32 protein-coding genes are annotated in these 26566 nt (G+C 59.4%); 10 read left to right on the top strand and 22 right to left on the bottom strand.

The features are described from left to right. Window positions 1-5 precede the first annotated feature (5 nt). The 6 genes from hisG to BLLJ_RS04420 all read right to left on the bottom strand — a co-directional run bounded on the left by hisG (window position 6) and on the right by BLLJ_RS04420 (window position 5979). The gene (gene hisG / locus BLLJ_RS04445) at window positions 6-857 is read right to left on the bottom strand and encodes an ATP phosphoribosyltransferase (RefSeq protein ID WP_013582575.1); all 852 of its coding nucleotides are present in this window, start codon (window positions 855-857) and stop codon (window positions 6-8) included. Window positions 858-868: 11 nt separating this feature from the next. Further along, entirely contained in the window at window positions 869-1132 is a 264-nt protein-coding gene (locus BLLJ_RS04440) for a phosphoribosyl-ATP diphosphatase (protein ID WP_007054261.1), read from the bottom strand. 62 nt (window positions 1133-1194) lie between these two features. Then, a complete protein-coding gene (gene rpe / locus BLLJ_RS04435; RefSeq protein WP_007055745.1) occupies window positions 1195-1863 on the bottom strand; it encodes a ribulose-phosphate 3-epimerase in 669 nt (222 codons plus the stop codon). A 75-nt stretch (window positions 1864-1938) separates the two neighbouring features. Next, window positions 1939-2886 carry a prolipoprotein diacylglyceryl transferase gene (gene lgt / locus BLLJ_RS04430; protein ID WP_007052284.1) on the bottom strand — a complete coding sequence of 316 codons (948 nt, stop codon included), beginning with the start codon at window positions 2884-2886 and terminating at the stop codon, window positions 1939-1941. A gap of 112 nt (window positions 2887-2998) precedes the next feature. Beyond that, window positions 2999-3868, bottom strand: coding sequence for a tryptophan synthase subunit alpha (gene trpA, locus BLLJ_RS04425; protein ID WP_013582574.1), 870 nt, complete (start codon window positions 3866-3868; stop codon window positions 2999-3001). Between the two features lie 23 nt (window positions 3869-3891). Then, window positions 3892-5979 carry a bifunctional indole-3-glycerol phosphate synthase/tryptophan synthase subunit beta gene (locus tag BLLJ_RS04420; protein WP_013582573.1) on the bottom strand — a complete coding sequence of 696 codons (2088 nt, stop codon included), beginning with the start codon at window positions 5977-5979 and terminating at the stop codon, window positions 3892-3894. Window positions 5980-6179: 200 nt separating this feature from the next. Here BLLJ_RS04420 and BLLJ_RS04415 point away from each other — a divergent pair, with 200 nt between their 5' ends. Beyond that, on the top strand, window positions 6180-6872 hold the full coding sequence (locus tag BLLJ_RS04415; RefSeq protein WP_008783539.1) for an SOS response-associated peptidase: 693 nt from the start codon (window positions 6180-6182) through the stop codon (window positions 6870-6872). 129 nt (window positions 6873-7001) lie between these two features. Here the strand turns inward: BLLJ_RS04415 and BLLJ_RS04410 are convergent, their stop codons facing one another. Further along, window positions 7002-7856 (bottom strand): deoxyribonuclease IV, encoded by an 855-nt coding sequence (locus tag BLLJ_RS04410; RefSeq protein ID WP_013582572.1) that lies wholly within the window; start codon window positions 7854-7856, stop codon window positions 7002-7004. A 123-nt stretch (window positions 7857-7979) separates the two neighbouring features. Here BLLJ_RS04410 and BLLJ_RS04405 point away from each other — a divergent pair, with 123 nt between their 5' ends. Together BLLJ_RS04405 and BLLJ_RS04400 are read left to right on the top strand one after the other, a co-directional pair. Then, window positions 7980-9380: an amino acid permease gene (locus tag BLLJ_RS04405; protein WP_013582571.1), complete on the top strand. Its 1401-nt coding sequence runs from the start codon at window positions 7980-7982 to the stop codon at window positions 9378-9380. Between the two features lie 414 nt (window positions 9381-9794). Further along, the gene (locus BLLJ_RS04400; RefSeq protein WP_007054255.1) at window positions 9795-10409 is read left to right on the top strand and encodes an MFS transporter; all 615 of its coding nucleotides are present in this window, start codon (window positions 9795-9797) and stop codon (window positions 10407-10409) included. A gap of 22 nt (window positions 10410-10431) precedes the next feature. Here BLLJ_RS04400 and BLLJ_RS04395 read toward each other — a convergent pair whose 3' ends face one another. The 3 genes from BLLJ_RS04395 to BLLJ_RS04385 all read right to left on the bottom strand — a co-directional run bounded on the left by BLLJ_RS04395 (window position 10432) and on the right by BLLJ_RS04385 (window position 13221). Beyond that, window positions 10432-11445, bottom strand: coding sequence for a VanZ family protein (locus BLLJ_RS04395; protein ID WP_013582570.1), 1014 nt, complete (start codon window positions 11443-11445; stop codon window positions 10432-10434). A 653-nt stretch (window positions 11446-12098) separates the two neighbouring features. After that, on the bottom strand, window positions 12099-12701 hold the full coding sequence (locus BLLJ_RS11410) for a type IV toxin-antitoxin system AbiEi family antitoxin domain-containing protein (RefSeq protein ID WP_016507619.1): 603 nt from the start codon (window positions 12699-12701) through the stop codon (window positions 12099-12101). A gap of 61 nt (window positions 12702-12762) precedes the next feature. Next, window positions 12763-13221 carry an ASCH domain-containing protein gene (locus tag BLLJ_RS04385; protein WP_007054250.1) on the bottom strand — a complete coding sequence of 153 codons (459 nt, stop codon included), beginning with the start codon at window positions 13219-13221 and terminating at the stop codon, window positions 12763-12765. Between the two features lie 178 nt (window positions 13222-13399). Between BLLJ_RS04385 and BLLJ_RS04380 the strand changes: the two genes are divergently transcribed. Continuing rightward, window positions 13400-13915 carry a GNAT family N-acetyltransferase gene (locus BLLJ_RS04380; protein WP_007057098.1) on the top strand — a complete coding sequence of 172 codons (516 nt, stop codon included), beginning with the start codon at window positions 13400-13402 and terminating at the stop codon, window positions 13913-13915. A 157-nt stretch (window positions 13916-14072) separates the two neighbouring features. Next, on the top strand, window positions 14073-14255 hold the full coding sequence (locus tag BLLJ_RS04375) for a DUF2316 family protein (protein ID WP_007054247.1): 183 nt from the start codon (window positions 14073-14075) through the stop codon (window positions 14253-14255). Window positions 14256-14295: 40 nt separating this feature from the next. Here the strand turns inward: BLLJ_RS04375 and BLLJ_RS04370 are convergent, their stop codons facing one another. The 4 genes from BLLJ_RS04370 to BLLJ_RS11140 form a co-directional block, all read right to left on the bottom strand. Next, window positions 14296-14829: a GNAT family N-acetyltransferase gene (locus BLLJ_RS04370; protein WP_003829402.1), complete on the bottom strand. Its 534-nt coding sequence runs from the start codon at window positions 14827-14829 to the stop codon at window positions 14296-14298. A 135-nt stretch (window positions 14830-14964) separates the two neighbouring features. Beyond that, window positions 14965-15294 carry a hypothetical protein gene (locus tag BLLJ_RS04365; protein ID WP_003829403.1) on the bottom strand — a complete coding sequence of 110 codons (330 nt, stop codon included), beginning with the start codon at window positions 15292-15294 and terminating at the stop codon, window positions 14965-14967. A 404-nt stretch (window positions 15295-15698) separates the two neighbouring features. Next, window positions 15699-16505, bottom strand: a complete 807-nt coding sequence (locus BLLJ_RS04360) for an Abi family protein (RefSeq protein ID WP_011068121.1) — start codon at window positions 16503-16505, stop codon at window positions 15699-15701. A gap of 162 nt (window positions 16506-16667) precedes the next feature. Beyond that, complete coding sequence (locus BLLJ_RS11140; protein WP_003829406.1) at window positions 16668-16922, bottom strand: hypothetical protein; 255 nt, start codon at window positions 16920-16922, stop codon at window positions 16668-16670. A gap of 745 nt (window positions 16923-17667) precedes the next feature. On the opposite strand from BLLJ_RS11140, the gene BLLJ_RS04350 reads away from it, so the two are divergent. Then, the gene (locus BLLJ_RS04350; protein ID WP_007054242.1) at window positions 17668-18309 is read left to right on the top strand and encodes a YfgM family protein; all 642 of its coding nucleotides are present in this window, start codon (window positions 17668-17670) and stop codon (window positions 18307-18309) included. Between the two features lie 92 nt (window positions 18310-18401). Further along, window positions 18402-18695, top strand: coding sequence for a hypothetical protein (locus BLLJ_RS11135; RefSeq protein WP_012471870.1), 294 nt, complete (start codon window positions 18402-18404; stop codon window positions 18693-18695). 649 nt (window positions 18696-19344) lie between these two features. On the opposite strand, the gene BLLJ_RS04335 is transcribed toward BLLJ_RS11135, so the two are convergent. The 4 genes from BLLJ_RS04335 to BLLJ_RS11525 all read right to left on the bottom strand — a co-directional run bounded on the left by BLLJ_RS04335 (window position 19345) and on the right by BLLJ_RS11525 (window position 21314). Continuing rightward, window positions 19345-19704, bottom strand: coding sequence for a carbon-nitrogen hydrolase family protein (locus BLLJ_RS04335; RefSeq protein WP_016507617.1), 360 nt, complete (start codon window positions 19702-19704; stop codon window positions 19345-19347). Then, the gene (locus BLLJ_RS04330; protein ID WP_016507616.1) at window positions 19697-20317 is read right to left on the bottom strand and encodes an NUDIX hydrolase; all 621 of its coding nucleotides are present in this window, start codon (window positions 20315-20317) and stop codon (window positions 19697-19699) included. The genes BLLJ_RS04335 and BLLJ_RS04330 overlap by 8 nt, the downstream gene beginning before the upstream one ends. Before the next feature lie 101 nt (window positions 20318-20418). Then, the gene (locus BLLJ_RS04325; RefSeq protein WP_254150482.1) at window positions 20419-21048 is read right to left on the bottom strand and encodes a membrane protein insertase YidC; all 630 of its coding nucleotides are present in this window, start codon (window positions 21046-21048) and stop codon (window positions 20419-20421) included. 44 nt (window positions 21049-21092) lie between these two features. Continuing rightward, complete coding sequence (locus BLLJ_RS11525) at window positions 21093-21314, bottom strand: YidC/Oxa1 family membrane protein insertase (RefSeq protein WP_007054237.1); 222 nt, start codon at window positions 21312-21314, stop codon at window positions 21093-21095. A gap of 7 nt (window positions 21315-21321) precedes the next feature. Between BLLJ_RS11525 and BLLJ_RS04315 the strand changes: the two genes are divergently transcribed. From BLLJ_RS04315 to BLLJ_RS04305, 3 genes are all read left to right on the top strand, one after another. Continuing rightward, entirely contained in the window at window positions 21322-21477 is a 156-nt protein-coding gene (locus tag BLLJ_RS04315; RefSeq protein ID WP_007056283.1) for a hypothetical protein, read from the top strand. Window positions 21478-21508: 31 nt separating this feature from the next. Then, window positions 21509-22141: an MFS transporter gene (locus tag BLLJ_RS04310; protein ID WP_007054235.1), complete on the top strand. Its 633-nt coding sequence runs from the start codon at window positions 21509-21511 to the stop codon at window positions 22139-22141. 320 nt (window positions 22142-22461) lie between these two features. Further along, the gene (locus BLLJ_RS04305; protein WP_013582565.1) at window positions 22462-24036 is read left to right on the top strand and encodes an amino acid permease; all 1575 of its coding nucleotides are present in this window, start codon (window positions 22462-22464) and stop codon (window positions 24034-24036) included. On the opposite strand, the gene BLLJ_RS11320 is transcribed toward BLLJ_RS04305, so the two are convergent. From BLLJ_RS11320 to BLLJ_RS11125, 4 genes are all read right to left on the bottom strand, one after another. Beyond that, a complete protein-coding gene (locus tag BLLJ_RS11320) occupies window positions 23930-24691 on the bottom strand; it encodes a hypothetical protein (protein ID WP_032738977.1) in 762 nt (253 codons plus the stop codon). The two genes, BLLJ_RS04305 and BLLJ_RS11320, sit on opposite strands and share 107 nt — an antisense overlap. A gap of 338 nt (window positions 24692-25029) precedes the next feature. After that, window positions 25030-25680 carry a signal peptidase I gene (gene lepB, locus BLLJ_RS04295; protein ID WP_013582564.1) on the bottom strand — a complete coding sequence of 217 codons (651 nt, stop codon included), beginning with the start codon at window positions 25678-25680 and terminating at the stop codon, window positions 25030-25032. Window positions 25681-25759: 79 nt separating this feature from the next. Next, window positions 25760-26188: a hypothetical protein gene (locus BLLJ_RS11130; protein ID WP_013140715.1), complete on the bottom strand. Its 429-nt coding sequence runs from the start codon at window positions 26186-26188 to the stop codon at window positions 25760-25762. A gap of 72 nt (window positions 26189-26260) precedes the next feature. Next, complete coding sequence (locus BLLJ_RS11125; protein ID WP_013582563.1) at window positions 26261-26461, bottom strand: hypothetical protein; 201 nt, start codon at window positions 26459-26461, stop codon at window positions 26261-26263. Between the last annotated feature and the right edge of the window lie 105 nt (window positions 26462-26566).

Raw genomic sequence — 26566 nt, 5'->3', positions numbered from 1 at the left:
ACAGTCTACATGCGGGAGGCTTGCAGAGCGGTAACGATGATGCCGCGTGCGCCGACTTCGTACAAATCATCCATCAGCTGGTTGACCTTGGCCTTGGGAACCATGACTCGCACGGCGTTCCACTGTTTGTCGTGCAGCGGGGAGATCGTCGGGCTTTCAAAGCCAGGGGTCACGGCCACGGCGGCGGCGACCTTGCTGATCGGAATGTCATAGTCCATCAGCACATACTGATGCGCAGTGAGCACGCCTTGCAGACGGCGGGTCAGCACGGCCAGACGTGGGTCCTGCTCGTTCAGACGCGGCGAACGAATCAGGCAAGCTTCGGAGTGCATGAGCGGTTCGGCAAACACGCGCAGGCCGGCGTTGCGCAGGGTGGTACCGGTGGAGACCACGTCTGCGATGAGGTCGGCCACGCCCAGCTGCACGGAGGATTCGACCGCACCGTCCAGATGGATGGTCTCGGCCTGGATGCCGTGCTCGACCAGATAGTCGTGTACAAGCTTATCGAATGTGGTGGCCACGCGCTTGCCCTGAATATCCTCCAGGGTGGTGATCGGGGATTCGTTCGGTGCGGCGAAACGGAAGGTCGAAGTACCAAAGCCGAGCGGCATGTGCTCGAGCGCGGCGGTACCGGAGTTCTTGAGCAGATCCTGGCCGGTGATGCCGACGTCGATGGCGCCGCGGCCCACGTATACGGCGATATCGAGCGGACGCAGGTAGAACAGCTCGATGCCATTGTCGGGATCTTGCACGACCAGCTGGCGAGGGTTGGTGCGCAGACGGTAGCCGGCCTCGGCCAGCATGTTCCACGCGGGTTCGGATAGCATGCCCTTGTTGGGCACTGCGATTCTCAGCATTTGCGTTCCTCTCACAGGTGCTTGTAGACGTCCTCAAGCGTCAGGCCGTGCTTGATCATCATGACCTGGACGTGGTAGAGCAGCTGGCTCATTTCCTCGGCGGTGCGGTCCGCACCCTCGTATTCGGCGGCCATCCAGGTCTCGCCGGCCTCTTCGATGATCTTCTTGCCGATGAAGTGGGTGCCCTTGTCGAGCTCGTCGACGGTCAGGGAGCCTTCGGGGCGGGTCTGGGCCTTTTCGGACAGTTCGGCGAACAGGGATTCAAACGTCTTCATGTGATTCAGATTCTTTTCTTGTGGTTATGAATGAAAGGTGGATTGCGGTTCAGGCTTGGAGCTCAGGCCTTGAACGCGGCCTCGGCCTTGGTGCGGATGTCGTCGATGGCTTGGGCAGGATTCTCGGCGCCGTACACGGCGGAACCGGCAACGAGCACGTCGGCACCGGCCTCGGCCACGATGTGCGCGGTCTTGGGGCTCACACCGCCATCGACCTGGATGCGGGTCTTCAAGCCACGGCGGGTGATCTCATCGCGCAGGCGGCGGACTTTGGACATCTGGTTGTCGAGGAACTTCTGGCCGCCGAAGCCGGGCTCAACGGTCATGATGAGGACCATGTCGAACTCGTCGAGGATATCGAAGATCGGCTCGACCGGTTCGGCCGGACGCACGGCGAAGCAGGCCTTGCAGCCCATCTCGCGCAGCTGGCGGGCCAGACGCACAGGGGCGTGGGTGGCACCCATGTGGAAGGAGACGGAGGCGGCGCCGAGCTTGGCGTATTCGGGAGCCCAACGATCCGGGTCCTCGATCATGAGGTGCACGTCGACCGGCAGATCGGTGACCTGACAGATGCGGCCGACGATCGGCTCGCCCAGGGTCAGGTTCGGCACGAAATGATGATCCATGACATCGACGTGGACCAAGTCGGCGTTGGCGATGGCCTTGAGATCACGTTCGAGGTTGCAGAAGTCAGCGGACAGGATGCTGGGTGCGATTGCGATATTGCTCATGGTTTCCTACCTTATCTGTGCAATGGGACTTGGAGCCCCGTGTTTCGCGCTGTTTCGGCGCTGTTTATCGTGGTGTCACTTAGTGCGATTGGTTTGCTTTTTCTGGCGAAGTTGTTCCTCTTCGATGCTCTGGCGTTCGAGCTCGTCGGCGGTGACCGCCGCAAGCCCGCGCGCCTGCGCCTTGGGGTCCGGCCCGTACTGGTAGAGCACGACGAACAGGATGCAGCCGAGCACGAAGACGATGATCGCGGTCCACACGTTGGTCCTCAGGCCCAGGATCACCGTGGAATAGTTGATGCGCACGTTCTCGATCCAGGTGCGGCCCAGGCCGTACCACATCAGGTACATGGCGAACTGCTGGCCGGCCTTGAGCCGGTCGGCAAGCTTGTGGCCGAGGTAGATGATGAGCGCGGCGCCAATGAGGTTCCAGATCATCTCGTACAGGAACGTCGGGTGGAACAGCGTGGTCCTGTAGTCCGGGCATTGCGCGCCAGAATAGCAGATTTCGGATTTGCCGATGGCGTCCGCGTCGTTGAGCTTCAGGCCCCACGGCAACGTGGTGGGCCAGCCGTAGAGCTCTTGGTTGAACCAGTTGCCGAGTCGGCCGATGGCCTGGGCCACGGGCAGCGCGGGGGCGATGGCATCGGCGAAGATCGCGAACGGATAGTGCTTGTGACGGCACCACAGGAACGCCACCAAGGTGCCGACGGAGATGCCGCCGAAGATGGCCATGCCGCCTTCCCACACCTTGAGGATGTTGACCAAGTTGCCGGTGGGCGGGAAGTAGTCGGCCGGCGTGGTGATGCAGTGGTAAAGGCGCGCGCCCACCAGTGCGCAGGGCACGGTGACGAGCGTGGTATCGAGAATCTGGTCGAAGGTGCCGCCGTACCGCTTCCAACGTGTGGCGAGGATCCATACGGCCACGCAGATGCCGATCAGGATGCAGATCGCGTACATGTGGATAGTGAACGGGCCGATCTCGAACTTGGAGAAGGTCGGCGAGGGAATATAAGCCAGATTCATCGTGCCTCTACTTGCTGGTGCTCATGGTGTGTGTCCACGCGCGGGTTGTGCTTGACGCTCTGTGACTACCCTACCGTGTCACGGCACAACCCGCGTGAGGCGCACCGGGTGTTTACCGGGCGTTGTGGATGCCTTCGGCCAGTTCCTCGCTCTTGGCGGCGAGCAGCTTCAAGCCTTCCTTCGGGTCGCGTGCGGTCTTGTTGTCGTCCGCGAGCAGGGTGTGCACGAGCGCGGAGCCGACGATGACGCCGTCCGCGTAGGAGCCGACCTTGGCGCCCTGTTCGGCGGTGGACACGCCGATGCCCACGCACACGTTCTCGGCACCGGCCTGACGGGTACGTTCCACGAGGAGTTCGGGCGAGGCGTCGATGGTGGCGCGTTCGCCGGTGACGCCCATGCGGGCGGCCGCGTACACGAAGCCACGTGCGTTGCGGGCCACGGTTTCGAGGCGCTCGGTGGACGAGTCCGGGGAGACCAGGAAGATGCGGTCGAGTCCGTGGCGGTCGGAGGCTTCGATCCACTCCCCCGCCTCGTCCGGGATAAGGTCCGGGGTGATGAGACCGGCGCCACCGGCGTTCTCGAAGTCGTGGGCGAAGCGCTCGACGCCGTAGTGGTACACGAGGTTCCAGTAGCTCATGATGAGCGGCACGCCGCCGGCGTTGGCCACGGTTTCGACGGCCTCGAACACGCGCTTGATGGTCTCGCCGTTGTTCAGGGCGATGGAGGCGGCAGCCTGGATGACCGGGCCGTCCATGACCGGGTCGGAGTACGGCAGGCCGATTTCCACGGCGTCGACGCCGTGCTCGACCATCGTCCTGAAGGCGTCAAGCGAGACGTCCGGGTTAGGGAAGCCGTAGGGCAGGTAGCCGATGAAGGCGGGCTTGTTCTCGGCCTTGAACTTGGTGAACATAGCGCCCGACTTGCTGGGCTTGTGGCTGATGCCCAGCGGCTGGCCGGACGGCGTGGTTGCTTCATTGGTCATAATCAAAAATCTCCTCTTCTTGTTCAGGCGACAGTATTGCCGTGGGCGCCGGCCACATCGAGCGCGGCGGCCTGGTCGTCGGTCAGATAACCGAACCACTTGCCGGCGGTGGCCATGTCCTTGTCGCCTCGGCCGGAGATGTTCACGATCATCACGGCCTTGTCATAGCCCTTGGCCTTCAGATCGGCGGCGGCCTTGTACGCGCCGGCCACGGCGTGCGAGCTTTCGATGGCGGGGATGATGCCCTCGGTCTGGCTCAGGTCGCGGAAGGCGTTCATGGCCTCCTCGTCGGTGGCCCAGCTGTAGTTCACGCGGCCAATGTCCTTGAGCCATGCGTGCTCGGGGCCCACGGAAGCGTAGTCGAGGCCTGCGGAAATCGAGTAGGTGTCGAGCGTCTGGCCTTCGTCGGTTTCCAGCAGGTAGCTCTTGGCGCCCTGGAACATGCCGAGCTGGCCGGTGCCGGGGGCGAAGCGGATGGCGTGCTTGCCGGATTCGGGGCCGTTGCCGCCGGCTTCGTAGCCGTAGAGGTTCACGCGCTCGTCGTCCAGGAAGGCGTTCATCACGCCGATGGCGTTGGAGCCGCCGCCCACGCAGGCGCAGATCGCGTCCGGATGGTCGATGCCGTACCAGTCCTGGAGCTGCTGCTTGGCCTCCTCGCCGATGATCTTCTGGAAGTCGCGCACCATGGCCGGGAACGGGTGCGGGCCCGCGACGGTGCCGAGCAGGTAGTGCGTGTCCTTGACGTTGGTGACCCAGTCGCGCAGGGCTTCGTTGATGGCGTCCTTCAGGATCTTGTCGCCAAGGGTCACCTCGACCACTTCGGCGCCGAGCATACGCATGCGGGCCACGTTGAGGGCCTGACGGCGGGCGTCGATCTGGCCCATGTAGATGCGGCACTTGAGGCCGAGCATGGCGCACACGGTGGCGGTGGCCACGCCGTGCTGGCCGGCGCCGGTCTCGGCGATCACGCGGGTCTTGCCCATGCGCTTGACGAGCAGGGCCTGTCCGAGCGCGTTGTTGATCTTGTGCGCACCGGTGTGGTTCAAGTCCTCGCGCTTGAGGAAGATACGGGCGTCGAGACCGGTCTTCTCCTTGACCAGTGCGGCGAAGCGCGGGGCTTCGGTCAGCGGGCTCGGGCGGCCCACGTAACGCTGCTGGAGCGTCATGAATTCCTTGTGGAATTCGGGGTCGGCCTTGGCCTCATTGTAGACGCGCTCAAGCTCGTCGAGGGCGGTGATCAGGGCCTCGGGCACATAGCGGCCACCGAACTGGCCCCAATACGGTCCCTGATGTTCGCTGAGCGGGGTCGTTTCGGATGCTTTCACTTGTGCTCCTGCCTTTACTAGTCGTTCCACTGCAAGTTCATGATCATCGGCGGTGGCCACGCCCTCGCCGACCAGTACCGCGTCCGCTCCCGCACGGGCGTAGTCTTCGACCTCGACCGCGCCGAATACGCCGGATTCCGCCACCTTGATGACGTTATCGGGCAGATCGGCCGCGAGTTCGTTGTATTTGTTCACGTCCACCTTGAGGTTCTTCAGGTTACGCGCGTTGATGCCGATCACCTTGGCTCCGGCCTGGCGTGCGCGTTCGATCTCCTCGCGAGTGTGCGTCTCCACCAGCACGGTCATGCCGAGCTCGTGCGCCAGGTCGAGCAGATGCTTGAGCTGGGCGTCGTCCAATGCGGCGACGATGAGCAGCACCAGATCGGCGCCGTGGGCGCGGGCCTCGAAGATCTGGTAGTCGGTGACGATGAAGTCCTTGCGCAGCACCGGAATGTGCACGGCGGCGCGGACCTTGTCGAAATCGTCAAGGCCGCCGAGGAATCTGCGGCCTTCGGTGAGCACGGAGATGGCGCTTGCGCCGCCCCTCTCGTACTCGCGGGCCAGCGCGGCCGGGTCCGGGATGTCGGACAGGTGGCCCTTGGACGGGGACGCGCGCTTGATCTCGGCGATCACGGGGATGCCGTCGGCGCGCTTAAGCCATCGTGTCGCGTCAATCGGAGCCGGGGCCGCCAGCGCGGCCTTCTTCACGTCCTCAAGCGATACGGTGAGCTCACGGGCGCGCTGATCCTCCAGCGCTCCCGCCACCAGTTCGTCCAAAACCGACATGGTCCTCCCTTTGTTGGTGTTCGGTCATGCGCCACTCTAGGTCACGTCCTGTCCCGATTGCCGAACCCGTCCTACATTCTGGGCTATTCCTCGTTGGTTCGTATCGCTACGGAACCAGAGCGGCCAACAAAAAGGAAAATCGCCATGAATATCGGTCATACGGCCTGGGATTGATTCCATTGATGGCATAAACTGAGCGCATGTGCAGGAGATTCGCGCTCGACTTGGATTGGGATGCCGTGGCCTCACAGTTCGCGGTAGACGAGGATGACGTGCGCGTTGACACTCTGCCACAGCCTTCCTGCAACATCGCACCCACGCAGAACATTGGCGTGGTGGCACAGGGCAAGGATGGCCGCCGTCATCTGACCGGTGCCTATTGGTCGCTGGTGCCGCGATGGAGCGCCAGCAAAGTGCTGAGCTACCCCACATATAATGCGCGTGTGGAGTCTGCGCATGTCAAGCCGGCGTTCACCGAATCCACAAAATCCATGCGAGCCATCATCCCCGCTTCCGGCTACTACGAATGGAAAGGTCGCAGGCCGTTCTATTTTCACGCGCCACATGATGAACTATTGTCTTTGGCCGGCCTGTACTCATGGTGGAGGCCGTCTCCCGCATCGCCATGGCAGCTGACCGCAACCATCATCACCTGCCCTGCCGCGGACGAGTTCGTCAAGGTGCATGATCGCATGCCCCTGCTGGCTCCTCGGAACATGGTTGCCTCATGGCTGGACCGCTCCGTTGACGGAGCCGCACTGTTAGATTCCATGCGGGAAGCGGGTACCATGCTTTCCCGGCGTCTGCAATTTCACGAAGTCGCGCCACTGAACAGCGACGGCAAACGTCTTATTCAGCCATTGGATTCCACCGAACCCATGCGTCTGTTTTGAGCTCTTGCAGCTGGAACCGGCTATGCAGCTGTATATGAAGACGGATCAATCAACGCCCCGCTGATAGCTAACCTCGTATGGCCCTCAGCCAAAAACAGGTCTCTTCTGCTCGACATTGGTCGACTACGACTACTTTTGCACCAATCCGCGCAACAACTCGATCTCGTCGCGATGCGTGGCGGGCGTCTGCTCCTTGGTTTCGAGGATCATCGGGAGCTTGGCCATGATCGGGTCGTTGACCAGTCGCGTGAAGAACGGGATGCCGAGCTGACCCTGCCCGATGTTGGCGTGACGATCCTTATGCGAGCCGAGGCCAAACTGCGAATCGTTCACGTGAATCGCCTTGACCTCGGCCAAGCCGATCGCCTCATCCAACTGGCGCATCACACCGTCGTAGTCGTGCACCAAATCGTAGCCGGCATCCAACACATGGCAGGTGTCGAACGTGACGCCGACGTTCGCCTTGTTCTCCACGCCGTTCATGATCGTGGCGAGCTCCTCGAAGTTGCGCCCGCATTCCGTGCCTTTGCCGGCCATGGTCTCCAGAAGCACCATGACGCCGGTCGTACGCTCGAACACCTGATTCAGTCCCTCGCTGATCAGCCGGCAGCCGGTCTCGGTGCCTTGGCCCACATGCGCGCCGGGATGAATATTGATATACACCTCCTGGCCGGCCTCGCGGATGGCGGTCAGCAGCTCGATGTCCTCGGCCAACGCCTCGATCGCGAATGTGCGCTTGGCCTCATCCTTGCCGGCTAGATTGTAGACGTACGGCGCATGGACGACCAACGGCCCATAGCCCTCAGCCTTCAGACGCGCACCGAACGCCGCCGCGCCGGCCGGGTCGAGCGCCTTCGAACGCTTGCCGTACGGGGAACGCGGGAAGAACGCGAACGCGGTACCGCCCTCCTCATGGGAACGTTCCAGCAGCGCATTCCATCCGCCGGCCGTCGACAGATGCGATCCGATATACAGTTCCATCATTCCAAACTCCTCGTGTTCCACTCGCTGTTCGTGTTACCGCTATCATATGGTAGGCGGCATCGAGCGCCGCCCGCACAACCGACACGAGACACAACTGTTCACCCGACCAAAGGAGACCCGAGCATGGCGGCAGCCGGCACACCCAAGGACGATACCGGCCTTGAACGGAAGATGGAGTCGCGTCACCTGACGATGATCTCCCTGGGCGGCGTGATCGGCACCGGCCTGTTCGTCAGCTCCGGCTACGCGATTCATCAGGCGGGACCGTTGGGCGCGATCCTCGCTTACGCGGCCGGCTCCCTGCTCGTCTACTGCGTGATGGTGTCGTTGGGCGAGCTGTCCGTGGCCATGCCGTACGCCGGCAGCTTCCACATGTATGCGAAGCGGTTCATCGGCCCCGGCACCGCGTTCACCATCGCCATCCTGTATTGGCTGAACTGGGTGGTGGCGCTCGCCTCCGAATTCACGGCCGCAGGGCTGTTGATGCAGCGATGGTTCCCGCATTCGCCGTCCTGGGTGTGGTCGGCCGTGTTCATTGTGGTGGTGTTCGCGCTCAACATCATGTCCGTGCGGCTGTACGGCGAGGCGGAATTCTGGTTCGCGTCAATCAAGGTGTTCGCCATCATCGCGTTCATTGTGATCGGCCTGCTGGCGATCTTCGGCGCCATACCGATTGCCGGTCATGATTCCGCGCCGTTGCTGGGCAACTTCGTGGCCGGCGGCTGGTTCCCGAGCGGCATCGCGCCGATTTTCTCGACTTTGCTGACCGTGGTGTTCGCGTTCTCCGGCACCGAAGTGGTGGGCGTGGCGGCCGGCGAAACCAAGGATCCCTCGCGTGCGATTCCCAAGGCCGTGCACACCACGGTGCTGCGCCTGGCGATTTTCTTCATCGGCTCGATTCTGGTGATGGCGGCCTTGATCCCCTGGCATCAGGCCGGCGTGGATACGAGCCCGTTCGTGCTGGTGTTCCAGTCAATCGGTATGCCGTTCGCCGGCGACATCATGAACTTCGTGGTGTTGACGGCCGTGCTTTCCGCCGCGAACTCCGGCCTGTACGTGTGTTCGCGCATGGTGTGGTCGCTGGCCAAGGAGCGGCTGATTCCCGAACGTTTTGCTAGGACGAATTTCCGTGGTGTGCCGGTGTGGGCCGTGCTGTTCAGCATGGCGGGCTCACTGCTGGCGTTGCTGTCTTCCGTGATCGCCGCCTCGACCGTGTATCTGGTGTTGGTCGCCGTGTCAGGTTTGGCGACGCTGGTGGTGTGGTTCTCCGTATGCGTGTGCCATATCCGTTTCCGGCGCGAATGGGCGCGGGATGGGCACAGCGCCGATGAGCTCGGCTATCGTGCGCCCGGTTTCCCGGTGCTGCCGTGGCTGGCCATCGTGATGTGCATCGGCGCGCTGGTGCTCGTGGTGCTCGATGATACGCAGCGTTCGACCCTGTATTGCATGATCCCGTTCGTCGCCTGCTGCTACGCGGCTTATTACGCACTCGAACGGCAGCGCAAACGCGAAAACAACGCCTAACTCGATTTCGAGGGGCTGATTTGGCACTTGCCGGAGATCTATCTCCGTTTCAAGGGGCTGATGCCCGAGTAGACAAGGCTCCACAATGGCGTAATGGCGTTGCCGCAAAGCCGTTTATACTCGCGGTTTGGCGTTTGAGCAGCCCCTCGAAAGCCAAGTAGATGTCCCCACCGGACGAAATCAGCCCCTCGAAGCCGAGAAACCATTGATGGCCGATTATGTTGTGCCCAGTGACGCGCCTGGTTCTATGCTCGAACTGGTACAATAATTGGAGTTTGTTTTTTTGCAAAGGGGCATTGTTATGCACAAGGTGTTGGTGTCGTTCGCAGACAGCTAATGCGCGTTGACTCGTCGCGCTAAGCCGTGGTCGCCGTTTGGGCCCACGGCACTTCTGTTGTGCCATTTCCCACGCACTTGGTCGAAGGCTGGCGATGGGCCCTGACCAAAAGGAATTTCCTATCCGCGATCATACTCGGTGCAATTGTGAACATCGCCTGCGTAGCCAGTATCACCGGCGCGCAGATCATGTTGGCCGCCCGTGGCGCCAACGCGGTCATGATCGGACTGCTCGGCACGGCAATGGGCGTGAGTACTTTGGTCGGCTCGCTGTTGGCCAACAAGCTAGTCGATATGGTTCCCACAGGGAAACTGATTGCGGGCGCGCTGACGTTGTTCGTGGTCAGCCAGATGCCACTGCTATTCCTGCACAGCTACGCGGCCATTCTGATCTGCCAGATTCTGGCCGGCCTGCCGTTCCCCGCGTTGAACGCTGGCCTGCTGGGCTTTCTCTACGGCAAGACACCCGACAACATGCAGGGGCGGGCTTCTGCCGTATTTGAAACCACGGTCGGCATACTGGGCGCAGCATGCCCGGCGATGGTCGGCTGGCTGTTGCAACAGCCAGATCTCGGTTTCACGGCGGTGATGGCCGTAGCCGTGGTCTGTTCCGTAGCGGGATTGGCCGTATCGTTGGCCGGCCCGCTGCGCAGCATTCCGAATCCCGACCAGTGGTCGGAGGTTTTCCTGTAACGCCAAGCAGCGGAGCGCCGGTTTATATCAGGTCGTACGGCATCTGACGCTTGACCAGCCAGAAGATGCCGAGGCCGATGAACACCAGCAGATTGAATCCGCCACTATGCCACCACACCACGGCGATCAGCGTCGCCATGCGCGCCACATAGAACGCCACGCGAAGCCACCCTTCGCGCGGCCGGGTCTCTATCGTCATGTGCGTGAAGCTGCCGCCGAGCGTGCAGCCGCCGCGCAACCATGGCACCACGCCCTCGAAGAGGATGAGCGCCGCCAGGAAGAGGATCGAGCCGGTCCAGTCGAACGGTTCCATCGACTGCCATGAGCCGTTGGAGCCCGAGGGCAGGTTTGAGCGGACGATCATGACGAACAGATGCGTCGGCATCACGGCGAACCCGATCAGCGTCATGTCGATGATGAACGTGATCAGCCGCCTCATGAAGCCAGGTGTGGTGGTCGGCGTCATATCGGCGACCCGCGCCGGAATCAGGCGCAGCGAAAGCATGGCCAGCGCGAATCCGATCAGCGCGCCGGTCGTGTTCCACAGGAGATCGTCCACGTCGAACAGACGGTAGGCGCACGGGAACACGCCCATGAGGCCGGTCAGCTGCATCGTCTCCAGAAACAGCGACGTGGCGAATGACAGTACTGCGGTAACCGGCAGCGGCCAACGCCAGATACGGCCCATGATGAAGCCCAACGGCAGGAAGAACACGATATTAAACGCGATTTGCAGTACGGCGGTGAGACCATCGGTACGGATGTCACCGATGAACTGCAATGGATTGAGCTGTGGCGTCAGATGGTGCGCGGCGCAATAGGCTGCCGCATCGGCCGGCATCGGATACAGTGTGAAGCACAGCAGGCCGAGCAGGTACAGCACCGTGCCATACGCCACTATGGCCGACGACAGTCGGATGCGATTGTCGCGATGATACAGCAACGCCAGCACCGGCACCGTCAGCAGCATGGACACAAACGGCCACAATGCCAGCGCGAACGCAAACGGTTCGGAAAAGTTCTTGAGAAATCCCATCTTCAATGCTCCCTGCTTCGGTCCGCTCCATTCGGTTTCGGACCATATCTCTCGACTTCTGATTCCAAGGTACGGAACATGACGGCACGCGGGTATCGGCCACGAGAGCGAAATCATTGGGATGAAAGGCGATTCGTATCATTCGCATGGATGAGGGAGGTACACCAGTTGTGACTGACAATTGCGGCCTGCGAACCGGCAGGATGAATGGGACTGACCCAACTGGCCCGTCTCATCTTGTAGGGTGTTTCGTGCTCTTGTAGGCAGATGATTCCAATGGCGATGATCGGAATACCGCCATTGCAATGACCTCGCGCCAAGGCCAGCTACCTACAAGATGCTGAATCTGCCTACAAGATGAATTCGCCGGTGAACCATGCCGGCATCACCGTCGATGCCGTGGATTGTTTCGCTGAGCAATGCATCCTGACAATCGTCGAATGGCTGCGTGGGTAAATACTTCTTCCTTATGATGCACATATGATGTACGACTTGCCGTTGCATGAATACGCGTATGCTTCGCTGCCGATTATGCCGTGGCCATCGCCTCGCATAAAGCCGACAACGCCCGTATTGCATCGCTAAAAGAATAGTCACGCGGCATAGCCGTACCGCTTTCTATAAGCGTCCCACGGGTCTGATTTCACTCTCATTCATGCTGGCATCACCGCTTCGAGGTAAGGACGCATCACGTTCACGAGCCGAAATTCGTGAGCGTAGTTCATGAGTTTGACCAAGTCAATGTGCGCGGATCTCATGTAATTCTGGAAGGCGGATTGCAAATCTTGCGGATCCACTGTGCTGCGGGAGCGGAACAAATCGCAAATGGTTCGTTCCAAATCATAAACGCGAACCGTATGCCCGAACATGGTGATAGCCGACGCCAGGCCAATTGCAAAGCGATTGTCGGCCACCTTTCTCACTGTTATGTCTTCATTCTTGAGACGAGCCGTACCTGATGATTGCGGTAAGGTAATCGTCGGTGTCAGGGGGGCTCGCTCCCCCTCTCCAAGCAAGAACAACGCAGTTTCATGCGAAAAAATGGCTTTCGGATATCGATACTGCAATTCGAACAGCGGATCGGACTCCGCATTCGGTGAAACATATAAGCCCTTTGCCGCTTTCTCAAGCTTGGCTTCACGCACGAATCGCGAAATCTCCGTGCGGGAAACTCCTCGACGCTCCATTTCCGATACCGGAAGATATCCCATATGCTCCTTCAATACGCTTTCCGCTTCTGTCGCTCTAGTGGACATGGGCACTCCTTCAGATGTTGCGGAGCTCGGAGAGTTGCCTGAAGAAAAGTTTTGCTATCGCCTAACCTAATGCGTTATTCGACTCCAACCGTTGCTCGACTTCGAAATGCTCGAATACTATGAGCGAGTTGTCGTTCAACGGAAAGTTTGGGTTGGCGAATTCATCGCGGTATTCCGCCGAATTCCAGAAAGATTCGTGTGCGCTCCGCCATTGGGCCGCCGTGACGTCGCCTTCACCCTCATCGATGGCGTACCGGTCAGTGACTTTTCCGAGCGGAATCACGTCAACCGCAGTGGTGACGAGTACGGCTACGGGTCGTTCATCGGAATCCACCAACACCGAATGCGCGCCAACGCACGGCAGCGGTTCGACCTCTTCCTCATATTCAATCATCAGCGCAGCGGTGGCGGTTTTTACGCCGTCCAGAATGAGCTTCACCAAGCGATCGCGTTCAGGCCCAGGAAACATAAACTCCGCTTTGGGCAAATCACTGGTTTCAAATGCCGTATTGACGCTCATGCAATGCTCCAGATCGTCTTTATGTTCAATTGTGCTGTGCTTTTCTTACTCCCATCATAATAGCCCGAATTCCATGAGTTTCCGGCGCTGATCCAGTGGCCTCCATTACGGTCAATACAACCTGATGCCAAGCAATCACATGACAACAAGTGACACTGTACTCACGAACCGGCCTACTATGGGCGGCATGACGATTCGTATTGTTTCGATTGAGCCGCCATGGTTTGAGGAAAAGGCCCAAGTTCAGTCGTGCACGTGGCGCGAACTCAATCAGGGGCATATTCCGCAGGAAATCGTGGATGCGATCACTCCCGAATTCGCGCTCAAACTGACGCGCAGCCACGCCAAAGACCCCAATCAGGTCGTATTGGTCGCTTTGGAGAACAACCACGTGATTGGTTTTGCTGAGCTTCTGCAAACGCCGCGTTCGCCAATCAAACGGTCCGAGGCTGCGGAACTGGCTTCGCTATATGTGTTGGAATCTTGCCATCGTCATGGTGTTGGCCGTGCTTTGGTTGAGGCGGGCCAACGCGCCATCGGCAACGATCGGCTCGCCTTGTGGGTCGCCGGATTCAACACCAACGCCCAAGGTTTCTACCGTCACATCGGCTTCCATGAGACCGGCCTGACTCAAACCGAAGACATGGGCCCGGAACTCGAAATGATCAACTACTCTGACGGCGTATTCCAGTGAGCAGCCCGACCTCCCACACGCGTCCGGCGCTACCATGAAGCCATGTCTTTGAACAGTGAGCAACGCGCGGCGACTATCCGCGAATTTCAGGAGAACATGAGCCGGCTGGGTCTGACCGCCGAACGGCGGCAGGGATTTTGGCGTCAGCGGCAGCAGAGTGGAGCAAATCATCACCCTCAAGTCGGGCGTGCTGGAGTATCCGTGGATTATCCGAGCCTATCTGCTGAGCAGAGCTGAGACACAGGGCGTGGAACTCACGCCGTTCATGGCGTTACGCGGAAATCCGCACGATTATTGGTTCCTCGACGGCGACTTTATCGACCGAGGCGAAATCGATTAAAACCGATTGATAATCGGCCATTTACACGCAAGAGGCGCCGTCAATCGCCTCGCGCATAGAGGCCATCGCTCTCCGTGCAGGTGGCGATGCGTGTGTAGTATTCCGTCTTGTCCTCATGGTCGATACGTGCGCCGCAATGCTGCTGCACCGCAAGACTTGCCGGATTGGTTTTGTGGACACTCAGGTAAGCCTCCTTGATGCCGAGCTCGCGGGCCTTGGCAAGCGTGAGCTTGAGCCCGGCGGTCGCGTAGCCGTGACCGCGGTATTCGCGGGCGACACCGTAGCCGATGTGGCCCGGACCGTTGCGCAGGAAGTCGGTGAGCCGGTGACGCAGGTTGAAGATGCCCACATAGTCGCCCTCATCGTTGACGAGAATGTATTTGGTGGCTGGCACCCAGCCGTCCGGCAGGCCGACGCCAAGCGACTCATCACGCAACCCTCGCACATATGCGGCGAACCGTTCACGATTCATGCCGGCCGCTGGGTTCTCGAATCCCGTCTCCTCCGCCGGGAATTTCGCGAACAAGTCAAACGCGCGTTCCTGGTCCGCCAGCCATGTCTCAATCAGCCGCATTGGTCACACTCCTCCTGTTGACACAGCAGACCACACTACTACTGTGCTCGGCCAACGGCCGCAAGCCTTATCTAGGGTGTGTTTACAGATAGGCAGCAAGTGTCTGCCAATGCGTTTATCGCAGGATATACCAGGTTACTTTCCCCGATACACGGCAGCGACGCCGAAGACAAATTGTATGATGAACAATCCCAGCAGGAAGATCAGAGCTCCTGGCCGGTACATGCGGTAGAAGTCGACCATATCCGGCTGCGCCAAAGGCGCTGCCATGATATACACCAGCGCAGCGAACACGGCGCCGAGCGCGGAAACAACCAAGAACGCGCCTACGGCAAAACGCAGCAGGCCACGATCCGAGGTCCTCCGGCGCAGACCACGGCATCCCACGAAGACGAATACCGAGATCAGCAGGTAGAACAGCAGCCCGTACGTGGGCAGCATGTCGATAATCAGCAGATCGTTCATGGCATATCCTTTCGTGGCGCAATCCCATTCAACCTGCGCATGGCCAAAAGCGCAACATCGTGTCAAGTAATCGCATGATAGCAGGTTTTGTCCGGCTGCGACCGTGGCCACGATGAGCGGCATGGGACATGATGACATGACCGGGGCTGCGGCGCGGTCGATCCGTATCGCCCGTATTGGACAATGATCCGTTCGCCCTGGATGCGATGTGATGATCTCGGCCGTATCCAAGGACTTCCATGTCATGTGGGGCACGGGTTCGCCCGCGGTGGCGATCGAGCATTGCCATAACCCGCATACCAGGCCGGACGTGCCGGTGTCGGATCCTAAGGAATCTGTTGGTGTCGCTGCAGCTCATTGCCATTCCCACTGAAGAGATGATTGGCGAAAACGATACTCACTACCTATTCATTAGGCTTCAGCTCGTGTTCGAGCACAAGTTTCATCTTGCTGTTATCCATCAACCATGCGTGTAGGTCTCGGTCCAGGATCATCGCCAGAGCGAAGCACGCCTGCGTCGCATTCTCCAATGCAATCCGTCGATTCTCACCCGGCAGAGGTATGCCGTTGACAAGCGGCTCATGGTGAGCGACCCGATTACGCAGGGCATGCACTGTTTTTACGATATCCAGCGCGTACTTTCTCGTCCAGCGTTCTTCCACTGCACGGGCATACTGGCGCCCATTGGAGAATGTCTTATCGAGTCCTTTGCGCCATAAATCGTTCTCATAATCTGCACGGCGCTGGTCTGGCCACTTCGTGTGGATTGTTCCGCCGTCTTCCAAGAGATTGCGCCAAAATCCGAATGTCAATGACGCTATGAGATGGCCATGCGTATGATTTTTTCGCTGGTGCGGGGTGAGATGGTTCCACGCTTCACGAATCTGGTACTGGGTTCGGTCATCGAATTGTAGCCCTGCCATATACCAGTCTTCAGTGCCATTCTGCTCCAGAGCGAGGAGGGAGAGTTGCCGGTCCATGCGGTTGCGCAGAGCGACCTCGAGGATGGCGATGTCGCCCATACAGGCGCTGGCCATGTCGTGATCCCACAGGTACAGCTCTAGCGCTGGGCATGAACGTCTTTGAGCCTCATAATTGTAGGTGGCAAGCCGTTCATCGGTAATGCACGCGCGCAGCGCCTTCTCCCGCGGACTTCCTTTCCTTGGAGTCCGTGAGAGGAAATCAGTTGTTGAATTTGACTGTCGGCTCATGGCTCATTATGATATATCAAGAATTCCCCCAAAGGGCCTCTCCGGACGGTCTTCGACTCAGCCGTGATGCACTGGGGGTTTCTTTTTATCTGGATAATCGGGGCTTGGTTGGTCTGGGCTCTTCTTCAGGACAATCGCATATGTTTCGGGAGTGCTCAGCTTTCAGACGAGGCATTCGAAGAAATGCCATTCCGAGGAATCGGCATCATGGATGATGATCAGCGTGCCGCCCTCGTTGGTTATCTCCTTATGAGGCCGGTCGTAGAGCGCATCGAGCTGTGTTCCCAGGTTCAATCGCAGGGTCGCATCCGCTTCCTTGATTATGCGGATGTTCTCCTGGGGCAGTTGGCCACTGGAGTAATCCCTGCCGTCCAGAATGGTGCCGTCGACTTGTTCTGGGTCAGCGGCGACCTTCACGTACCGGTATCCGTCCCCATGAAAGCTTTCCTCGTCCTTGCTGACGATTGCCCGCGCATCCTCGGAAAATGAGATCGAGAACGTCTGCGACAGATTCGAAACCGGACTATAGCCCTAGTATCGAGTCCATCCGAACCATACTCCCGCCACTACCAACGCCGCGATGCCCAAAGCGATGACCGTTCCGGCCCGGCCACCGGCGGAAGGTTCACCTTTCCATACGCGGTTTCCCATCGTCGGCCTCCTAGCCTTAGCCGTAGGGTCTGCTAGATCAAAGTGTGTATTACTGATTAGCGTGAGGTCGCCGCCACTACGTGAGCGGTCGAAAACCTCATGCCACCCGGCAAATCCGAGAAGCGGTCGGAGAACTATTCGAAGCCGTCAGCTAATCCAGTGTTGAACGTACGCGACGACACCCAGAAACGCTCCTATACCCGCTCCGAGGAAGACGAATCCCCATCCCAACCAGTCAGCAAATCGATTGACCGGGGATTTCGCAAAGCCCTCCATCACCGAATTCGTTCCAGTCGAGCCCTCCCCTGATTCATGGTTGTCCTCCTCGGCATCCCTACATAAAACCCGTTAGTCCAATTCAACTATATCTGTTTTTCGCCAGCTACAGGAGAGAATCGACTATAACTGATTTCCATGCGCTTCTTCAGAGAAGACAAGTCTGTTGGACACTTTGATGGACTAAAGGCCAGAACACAATGGCGCTAGATGGGACAAAAGGTACATTGGTCCTATGGCTAAGCGCAAACATATCGGCACCGTAATTCTCACGATACTGGTCGCGGCTCTGCTGGCGTCGGGCGTTTCCGGCTGGCTGTTCTGGCAGTCGGTACAACGGGTGATCGGCGAGGCGCAGCAGGCGGGCGAATATGCGGCTGAAGCACAGCAATCCGTCGGGCAGGGCGACTTCAAGCAGGCGCTTGAGCAGATGGACAGCGCTGGCAGTCACATCGTCGCGGCGCGAGACGAAACCCAGGGCATGCTATGGCAGGCCGCCGAATACGTGCTGTATTACGGTTCGGACGTGAAGGCGGTGCGCGGCATGCTGGATGCGGCCGCCGACGCCGCGACCAACGCCCTGCCCAAAATCGACAGTGCCGCGCAGGGCACGTTGGTGGACTTCAATATCGAAGAGCTGCTGTCCGGCATGAACTTCTCCGACGGCACGCTTTCCATTCCCAAAATCGCTTCCATCAAGCAGGACCTGTCCGACGCCGGTGCGGTCTTGAAGCGCGTCAAGACGTCGATTCATGCGCTGCCGCAACCCCGCACGGAACAGATCACCGAAATGGTCAACCAGGGCAAGCAGGTAGTGGACCAAATCGATGAGACTTTCGACACCTTGAACACCATCGTCGAAAAGATTCCGGGCTGACGTTGGTTCGTTCTTGTCGTATATTGGCGTAACCTCCGCATAAGGCTAGTCCATACAAATTTATGTTTAAATTTGGGATAGGAGGTGCCAATATGCCGACACGCACACCAATCCCGGTCAGTCGGGCGATGCGTCAGATATCCGCCAACCTCGATTTGGCGCGCAGACAACAGCGCATTCCCGTAGCCTTGCTGGCCGAGCGGGCTGGATTATCCATGCCAACGGTCACCAAAATGCTGCGTACGGGTAATGGCAGCTTTGAGAACTTCCTCCGCATTGCTCGTCTGCTTGGACTGCTGGACGGCGTACAGCAAGCGACGGACCCTCTTAACACAGATATCGGCAAATTACGCGCCGACGAAGACACTCCAAAACGTATTCGATAGTACAGCAGGAGGCGCAACACATCATGGAAGCAATCGTCACCCTGCAGTTCAACGGCACAGACGTCACCGTCGGGAAATTATTCACCAGTATCAGGCGCGGCATCGAATCGGCACATTTCACATACGATACGGCCTATATGCGCTCTTCAAACGCAGTATCCCTCTGTCCAGAGATGCCCCTCTCCCCCCGGAACGTTCCCGGCCGAGCATAATGCGATGCATCGCATCTTTCAAGACTGCATGCCGGATCGTTGGGGCAGGAACCTCATGCTTCGTGCAGAACATCAAGATGCTCGTTCGGAGCATCGCACAGCACGCACACTATTTGAGGGAGATCTCTTGCTATCCGTCAACGATGAGACCCGACAAGGCGCATTGCGCTTCTGGAACAACGACGGTGACGCGCTAGCTCCCAGTGAGACCGGCGGTCCAAGAGAAGTGACCATTCAGTCCCGCATCCATAGCAATGATGAGCAGCTGCTTTGAATCCGGCATTGCGCGGCTTCGCGAAGCAAACGCACAATGACTTCACATTCCCGCCTTGCACCAGCTGGCTGCAATCTGCGTATGGTCATGTATCTGTAGGCCGGCACGAATGCGGCTGATGGGTGCGGCGAATCGTGACATTGCTTATTGCCCATTCGCCCCTTCAGTCGTACCATTCGGGTCGTCGCAGTTCCAGGAATGGCCGCTGTTTGCGCGCTGCTGCGGTCTGTGTGAGATCGATGTCGGCGATAATCAACTGTTCTTGGTCGTCGGCCTTGCTGACGACGTTGCCGTACGGGTCCACCACCACCGATTGGCCGGCGAACGTCACATCGCCTTCCTTGCCGACCCGGTTGCACATGACGATGGCCACCTGGTTCTGCATGGCCTGGACACGGATTTTCCACAGGAACGGCTTCGACGGTTCGGCGTCAGTGTTCGGAACCGATGCTCGCCGTCGGCACGATGACCAGGCGGCACCGCGCAACGCGCATGTGCGGATGCCTTCACGGGGTTCACTCAAATAGCGTCATCCAGTCGGGATCGCGGTGGGCCGCAAAACACATAGCGATTTGTTCCGCGGTGTTTCTTGTTTCCGAAAGCCGCGGCAACCGGTCTTCCTCGAAGTAGCGGATTTCCGTCGTTTCGATGTTGGCCGAGAACCAACCGCCGGCGCGGCTGCACAATACGAAGAACTTGAGCACCCCGTACGGATAGGTCAGCGCGTTGTGATTGGCGCAGTCCTGCACCGCGATGAGTCGCTCGCCCCTCACATCGAGCTCAGTCTCCTCCTTGACCTCCTTGACGGCGTTGGACCGAATGGACTGGTTCTCGTCGACCCAGCCTCCGGGCAGTGACCATTCCCCGCTGTTCTCATGCGTCATGAGGATCCTGCCTTCTTCATCGAAGATGGCCGCACGAGTGTCGAGTTTCGGCGTCGGATATCCGGCGCTGAGCAGTCGACTCACCTGTCCGGCCGGCGCATCAACCTGCGTGGAGAGCATGTCGACCGCCATCGCGCGGATACGCTCGTAGCGCTCCCGGTCGAAGGGGTCCTTGCAGTACATCAGTCCGGTCTGGGCCAGCGCCTGCAATTCTCGGGCCTGTTCCAGTAACGTGCGGTTCGTGGCCATCATCGTTCATCCTGTCATCGTAAGGTCTTGGATCCGTTTGCGCTCAGGCATCGCAGCGTAGTGCAAGCAGTTTAGCACTTCGAACCGTTCCGGGGACGAGGGTCTCAGCGCATCCCCCGTAACCTCTCCCATGTGCCATCAACGCTTGGCGAGCTGCACGTTCTTGCGCTGTCTGCGATTGCGGCTGGCGACCGACTTTTCACGCTCGCGGCGCACGTGGGCCTCCTCACGCGCGGCCGCCGCGCGCTCTTCTTCCAAAGACGGCAATCCGGAGGCGGCGCGATGCCGGTTCTCCCGCTCATGGTCGCGTTCGGCCTTGCGCTCCCCGCCTCGGATCCGGGCGCCGGAAACCATCGCAGTTGGCAGAGCGTCTGGCCGAAGTTCCACAGGTTATTGGTCAGCCAGTACAGCAGCACGCCGAACGGCAAGGTGCCGCCCGACACCACGTAGATGGCCGGGAACACAAACGCGGTCAGCTTCTGCGTGCGGAACTGCGGTGAATCCATGGCGTCCTTCGGCGTATTGCGATGGATGAGCAGCCACTGCATCGCGAACAACATCAGACACATCAACGCCACGGCCACGCCGATGACGACGTGCGACTGCGGCGAGACGACCGTGCCGAACGAGTCGGCGATGCGCACGCCGAATATGGACGATGATTCGATGTCGCCCGCCATGACGCGGTCGATGCCGCTCAACGGTTCCGCATTCCCGGCGGCGCTTGCGGGCAGGGATTGCAGCGTGTAGAACAGCGAGCACAGAATCGGCGCCTGAATCAGCGAAGCAGGTATGAACCGAGCGGATTGGCGTTATGCCGCTGCTGCAAAGCCATAATTTCACGTTGCATGGCTTCTTTGGAACGCGGATCCTTACGCGCGGCGTACTTGCGTTGGATACGTTGGATTTGCGGTTGGAGCACCTGCATACGCTGCGTCGCGCGCATTTGGGAGAAGAAGAGAGGCAATAGACAGATACGGATGATGAGCACGAGGCACATAATCGCGATGCCTAAGCTGTGCGGCACCGACTCCTTCTACGGCGGCGGCATGGTCACCGGCCAGCCCATCGGCACCATGATCGGCTCTCGCATGATCAACAATGCGCAAGCCGGCTTCATCATCGGCGCCGTGATCATGGGCTTCCGGATTCGTGGCGCTTGACATCTGACCTCGCGAGGAATCCTCAAAGGACATGGAACGCACCAAGATGACGCTCAAGGATCTCGCTGTCTCCTTCCACTTCCCGAAGTTCTCCACCTCGCGTGACTTCTACAAGGCGTTCGGCTGCCGAGTGTGCATGTTGCTCAGCTACCAGATGATCTCCGTGTACCAACTCTACATCGTCGAGGATTACGTGCACCAGACCAAGACCGAGGCTGCCGGCACCATCGCCACCATGTCCATCATCACCATGGTCGTTTCCCTGACCGCTTCGCTGATCTCCGGCCCGATCTCCGACAAGATGCACACGCACAAGGTACCAGTCATCATCGCCTCGCTGCTGTTCGCGATTGGCACCGCGATGCCGTGGATCATGCCGAGCGTCACGGGCATGTACCTGTATGCGGGCATCGCCGGCTTCGGCTACGGCGTGTACTCAGCCATCGACCAAGCGCTCAACGTCGACGTGCTGCCGAACAAGGAAGAGGCCGGTAAGGGCCTCGGCATCCTCAACCTGGCCACCACGCTCGGCCAAGCAGTCGGTCCCACCATCACCTCCGTGGTCAAGACCACGACCGGCACCTACACGCCGGCGTTCGCCATCTCCATCGTCATGGCCGTGTGCGCTGCCGTGTTCGTGCTGCGTATCCAGAAGGTGAAGTAGCCGCTGCGAGTGCCTATCTCCGTTTCAAGGGGCTGATTTTGACTTTGCGGAACATCTACTTCCGTTTCAAGGGGCTGATGCCAAAGTAGCCACTGGTTAAAAACGGCGGAATAGCGATAGAACAATGCCATTTCTATCTGCGTTCCGCCAGTTGACCAGCCCCTTGAAACGGAAGTAGACCTCCGGCAAACGCCAAATCAGCCCCTTGAAGCTGATTTTGACTCAGCATCATGCAGCGCAGCTATATCCTCGGTGCGGGTATACTATTCCGGGCCGTCACGACGACGCCTATGGAACGCACGCATGGCAAAGAGAGAAACATGAGTCAGCCCGACACCGACACGGCGGCACAGTCGCCGTCCTCGCAACAGGAACCGCAGATTCAGACGGATGGCCGTCGAAGCCATTCGGAACAGATGAATCAACCAGCGCAAACCAGCCAGTCCGAGTCGTCACATGATGGCAAAGACGAGCACGCCCTACATACCAACCTGAAGCGCGGCATGGAATCCCGCCACCTGCAGATGATCTCATTAGGCGGCGTGATCGGCACCGGCCTGTTCCTGAGCTCCGGATACACCATCCAGCAGGCGGGCCCCATCGGCACGATCCTGGCATACAGCATCGGCGCGCTGATCGTCTACCTGGTCATGCTCACGCTCGGCGAACTGTCCGTGGCCATGCCGGTGACCGGCTCCTTCCATGTGTATGCCGAGAAGTTCATCGGCCCTGGCACCGGCTTCGTGATCGCAATCCAGTATTGGCTCACCTGGACGGTGGCGCTCGGCTCCGAATTCACCGCCGCCGGCCTGCTCATGCAACGCTGGTTCCCGGACAGCCCCACATGGGTGTGGAGCGCGGCGTGCATCATTCTCATCTTCACCCTGAACGCCTTGTCGGTGCGGCTCTTCGCCGAAGCGGAATTCTGGTTCGCCTCGATCAAGGTGTTCGCCATCTGCGCGTTCATCGTCATCGGATCGCTCGCCATCTTCGGCGTCATCCCGGTCGCCGGCTACCAACATGCCCCGATGTTCGGCAATCTCATCAAGGACGGCGTCTTCCCCAACGGCTTCATGCCGGTGTTCGCCACGATTCTGACCGTCAACTTCGCGTTCTCCGGCACCGAACTCATCGGCGTGACCGCCGGTGAGACGAGGGACCCGCAAACCGCCGTGCCGAAAGCCATCCACACCACCCTGTGGCGTCTGGTGCTCTTCTTCATCGGCTCAATCACCGTGATGTGCGCGCTGATCCCGTGGCGCAAGGCCGGCGTGGGCGAAAGCCCGTTCGTGCTCGTGTTCAACGGCATAGGCATCCCCTATGCGGGAGACATCATGAACTTCGTGGTGCTCACGGCCGTGCTCTCCGCCTCGAATTCCGGCCTGTACGCCTCCACGCGCATGGTGTGGTCGATGGGCAACGAAGGCATGATTCCGCGCTGGTTCGCCAAAACGAACCGTCGCGGCGTGCCGATGCTCGCCTTGTGCGCCGCGATGGCCGGTGGCCTGCTGGCGCTCCTGTCTTCCGTGATCGCCGCCTCGACTGTGTACCTGGTGCTGGTGGCGCTTTCCGGCCTGTCCGCCGTGGTGGTGTGGATCGCCATCGCCTACTGCCAGATCGTGTTCCGTCGCCGTTGGCTGGAGTCCGGCCATTCCACCAGCGAACTCAAATACCGCACGCCCGGCTATCCGTACGTGTCTTGGGCGGCGTTCATCCTGTGCACCGCATCGTTCGTATTGGTGATTTTCGACGTGGAGCAACGGTTCGCGCTCGTGGCCGAGCTCGTGTTCATCGTGGCCTGCTATGGGGCGTATTTCCTGCAACAGTGGGTACGCAAGCGCAAAAAGGCGACCGAGGCCGACGACCTCGATACGCTTTGGGTCGCGCGCGACTGAACGGCTCGCGACCTACCGGCGCACCGCTATTCGCGCCGTGAACGTGCACTGATCCAACGCAATGCCAGACCCAGCAAATCCACACCGCCACGATTGCCCATGATGTGGGTTTGAGCGCGGCCGGGGAGAACGGCAGCACCTGCAGGCCAATGATGATTAGGCCGGCGGCCAGCAGCGAAGCTGAGATGACCATACCGAACTTCTTCCAGTCAAGGCCTTCGCTTGCCTCTTCGGCACTCTGCGGAATCGTGTCGAAACCGGTGTAGAAGAGCGGCGTCATCACCAGCACTCCGGGCAGAAACGACCCGACCATGGTAACCGCGCCGGACGTCGAGCCGATCGGCAGCAGAAACACGGCGCCCAGCACGAAGGCGATCATCGCCTCGACCGGGCCACCGCCGACGATCATCCAGTCACCGACCAGCAGCACCCATACGGTGCCGATGATTGCGCCGAATCCCATGGTGAAGTAGTTCCACAGGCTCAGCGATCTGACCATGCCGCCGTCGTCGCCGCTGCCATCGGCACTACTGTCGCCGTTGCCGTTGTTACCATCCTCGTGCACAGGAATAGCGGCACTGGGCAGGCCAGTCGATTCCACCAAACTGGCCGTCATCGTGCTTGACGGGCTGAATGCCGTGGATGCGGCGACCATGACCGAGCCTCCTTTAATTCGGCCTGACTGTGATGATAACGCCGTTCACGATATGCCGTATTATGAACGCAGTGAGAGCCCGCTTCACCGGCCCTATTCGGCTCATGAATAAACTTCGCCTATCTGCGGCACTGAACACATGACCATAATGCGATACACGTCACTTCCTGAAGTACGTAGTCGTTATGGAATCACCCGCACGTTTCCCGTATCGGAGCTGTGCGATAGCTGTGAGACAGGGGGGTCGTCAGATTTCGGGGGGAGGGTTCCGGAAACGGTCCGACTGCAGGATGCACCGGGCCGTGCGACACATGTCAACTTGCGTATTCACGCCAAACTCAATTGAGCAAGCCGATTCTCGTAAATGGCCAGAAGCGGAACAACGCCACACCTTGGATATCGTCGTATGGCACTAGCCCATTGTTGCCGTCGTCAAGATGGTATCGAGAATCTCTGGAATTGGAGCGATTATCACCAAGCACGAACACGTTGCCGTCAGTAACGGTTACGGAAAAAGGACTGTCGCTTGGATTCACGCCGGACTTAAGATAAGCGCTTTCATCAATGGGTTTGCCGTTGACCGTGATGGGCTCCCCGGATCCCTTGCAGGTGACGGTATCGCCGGGCAGACCGATGACACGTTTGATTAGGTAACGATTGCTGTCGATTATCGACATCAGATTGGTGGGAAGCTGCTCCCCCTCCATCCAGTCTGCGGGATCTTTGAACACGATGATGTCGCCACGGTGCAGTGCAAAGAGTCTCGGAGTCAATCGCGAGGCAAATACGCGGTCGCCGATTTGCAACGTGTCTTCCATGCTACGGGATGGAATCACATAGACGTTGAACACGAAGGTGCGTCCCAGCAACACGACCAGCATCACCGCGATCACCGTCAGCAGATAGCCGCGAATTTCACTCCAAACGGAGGACTTTCGCGCATGTCTCCTCGACTGTCCACGCGCTTTTTTGCTATGACGCCCCACCATCATATCCTTTCCGACCGGTAACGCAACACCATAGTCCTCAAACCATGCCGTTACCTACGCCCATGTTTGAGCTCAGCTGTCACACCAGCGGTTCGCGCACGTCTAGTTCACAGGCGATGCCGGTTTCCTTGCGGGCCCATTCGGCCGCCTGCAGTGCGGCGATGTTCCATAATGCGCACGGCACTCCGCCAAGGTCTGGATGCGATGCCCAGAATGTGAGGTCATCAGCGTATGCGGTGATGACCGATTCTTCCGTGACTGGCATGATCGTGTGGTACAGACGGTCCGCAAGCGTGGCCACGAATTCGTTGGCCGCGGCGAACGTGTCGATAAGATGCTGTTCGGCGGTCACCGGCGGGCCGACCAGCTCCCAGGATTCGACGTCCGTGGCGCTCCAATGCGCGGCTTCGCCGTCCACATCGCGTTGCAAAGAGACGAACAGCCTGGCGAACTCATCCGAAGTCAGTCCCGTAACCCGGCGTCGGGTTGACAATTCAATCGGAGTCATCAGATACCGTTCCTTTCGCTTCGTTCATTCCGTTGTCTCGCTGGTTTGATTTGCTGCCAACCGGTACAAAGCCTATCTCGCACACCTCACGATAGCCCAAACCACCGGCATGGCCATGATTGCCAGCCCTACGACCAGTGACCATGAGGAGCCGGCGATTCCGGTCAGATTGGTCATGGCGGCGGAGACGTCATACATGCCATGAGCCACGATCGGCGGTGTAATCATGCCCATACGGCGGTACAGCAGCACGGCGAGCACTGCAATCAGCACACGCGGTGGCGTGCCGCCGGCACAATGGCCCTATCGAGCATCGCCGCATGATTCGTGCGGTCCACAATCGAGGCAGCATCGGTTTCCATTCGGTTCATGCGGCCA

It is taken from the genome of Bifidobacterium longum subsp. longum JCM 1217, from assembly GCF_000196555.1.
In the GTDB taxonomy this organism is placed as follows: Bacteria; Actinomycetota; Actinomycetes; order Actinomycetales; family Bifidobacteriaceae; genus Bifidobacterium; species Bifidobacterium longum.
The sequence above is the reverse complement of the archived record's forward strand: the minus strand, read 5'-3'. Positions and strand labels throughout refer to the sequence as shown.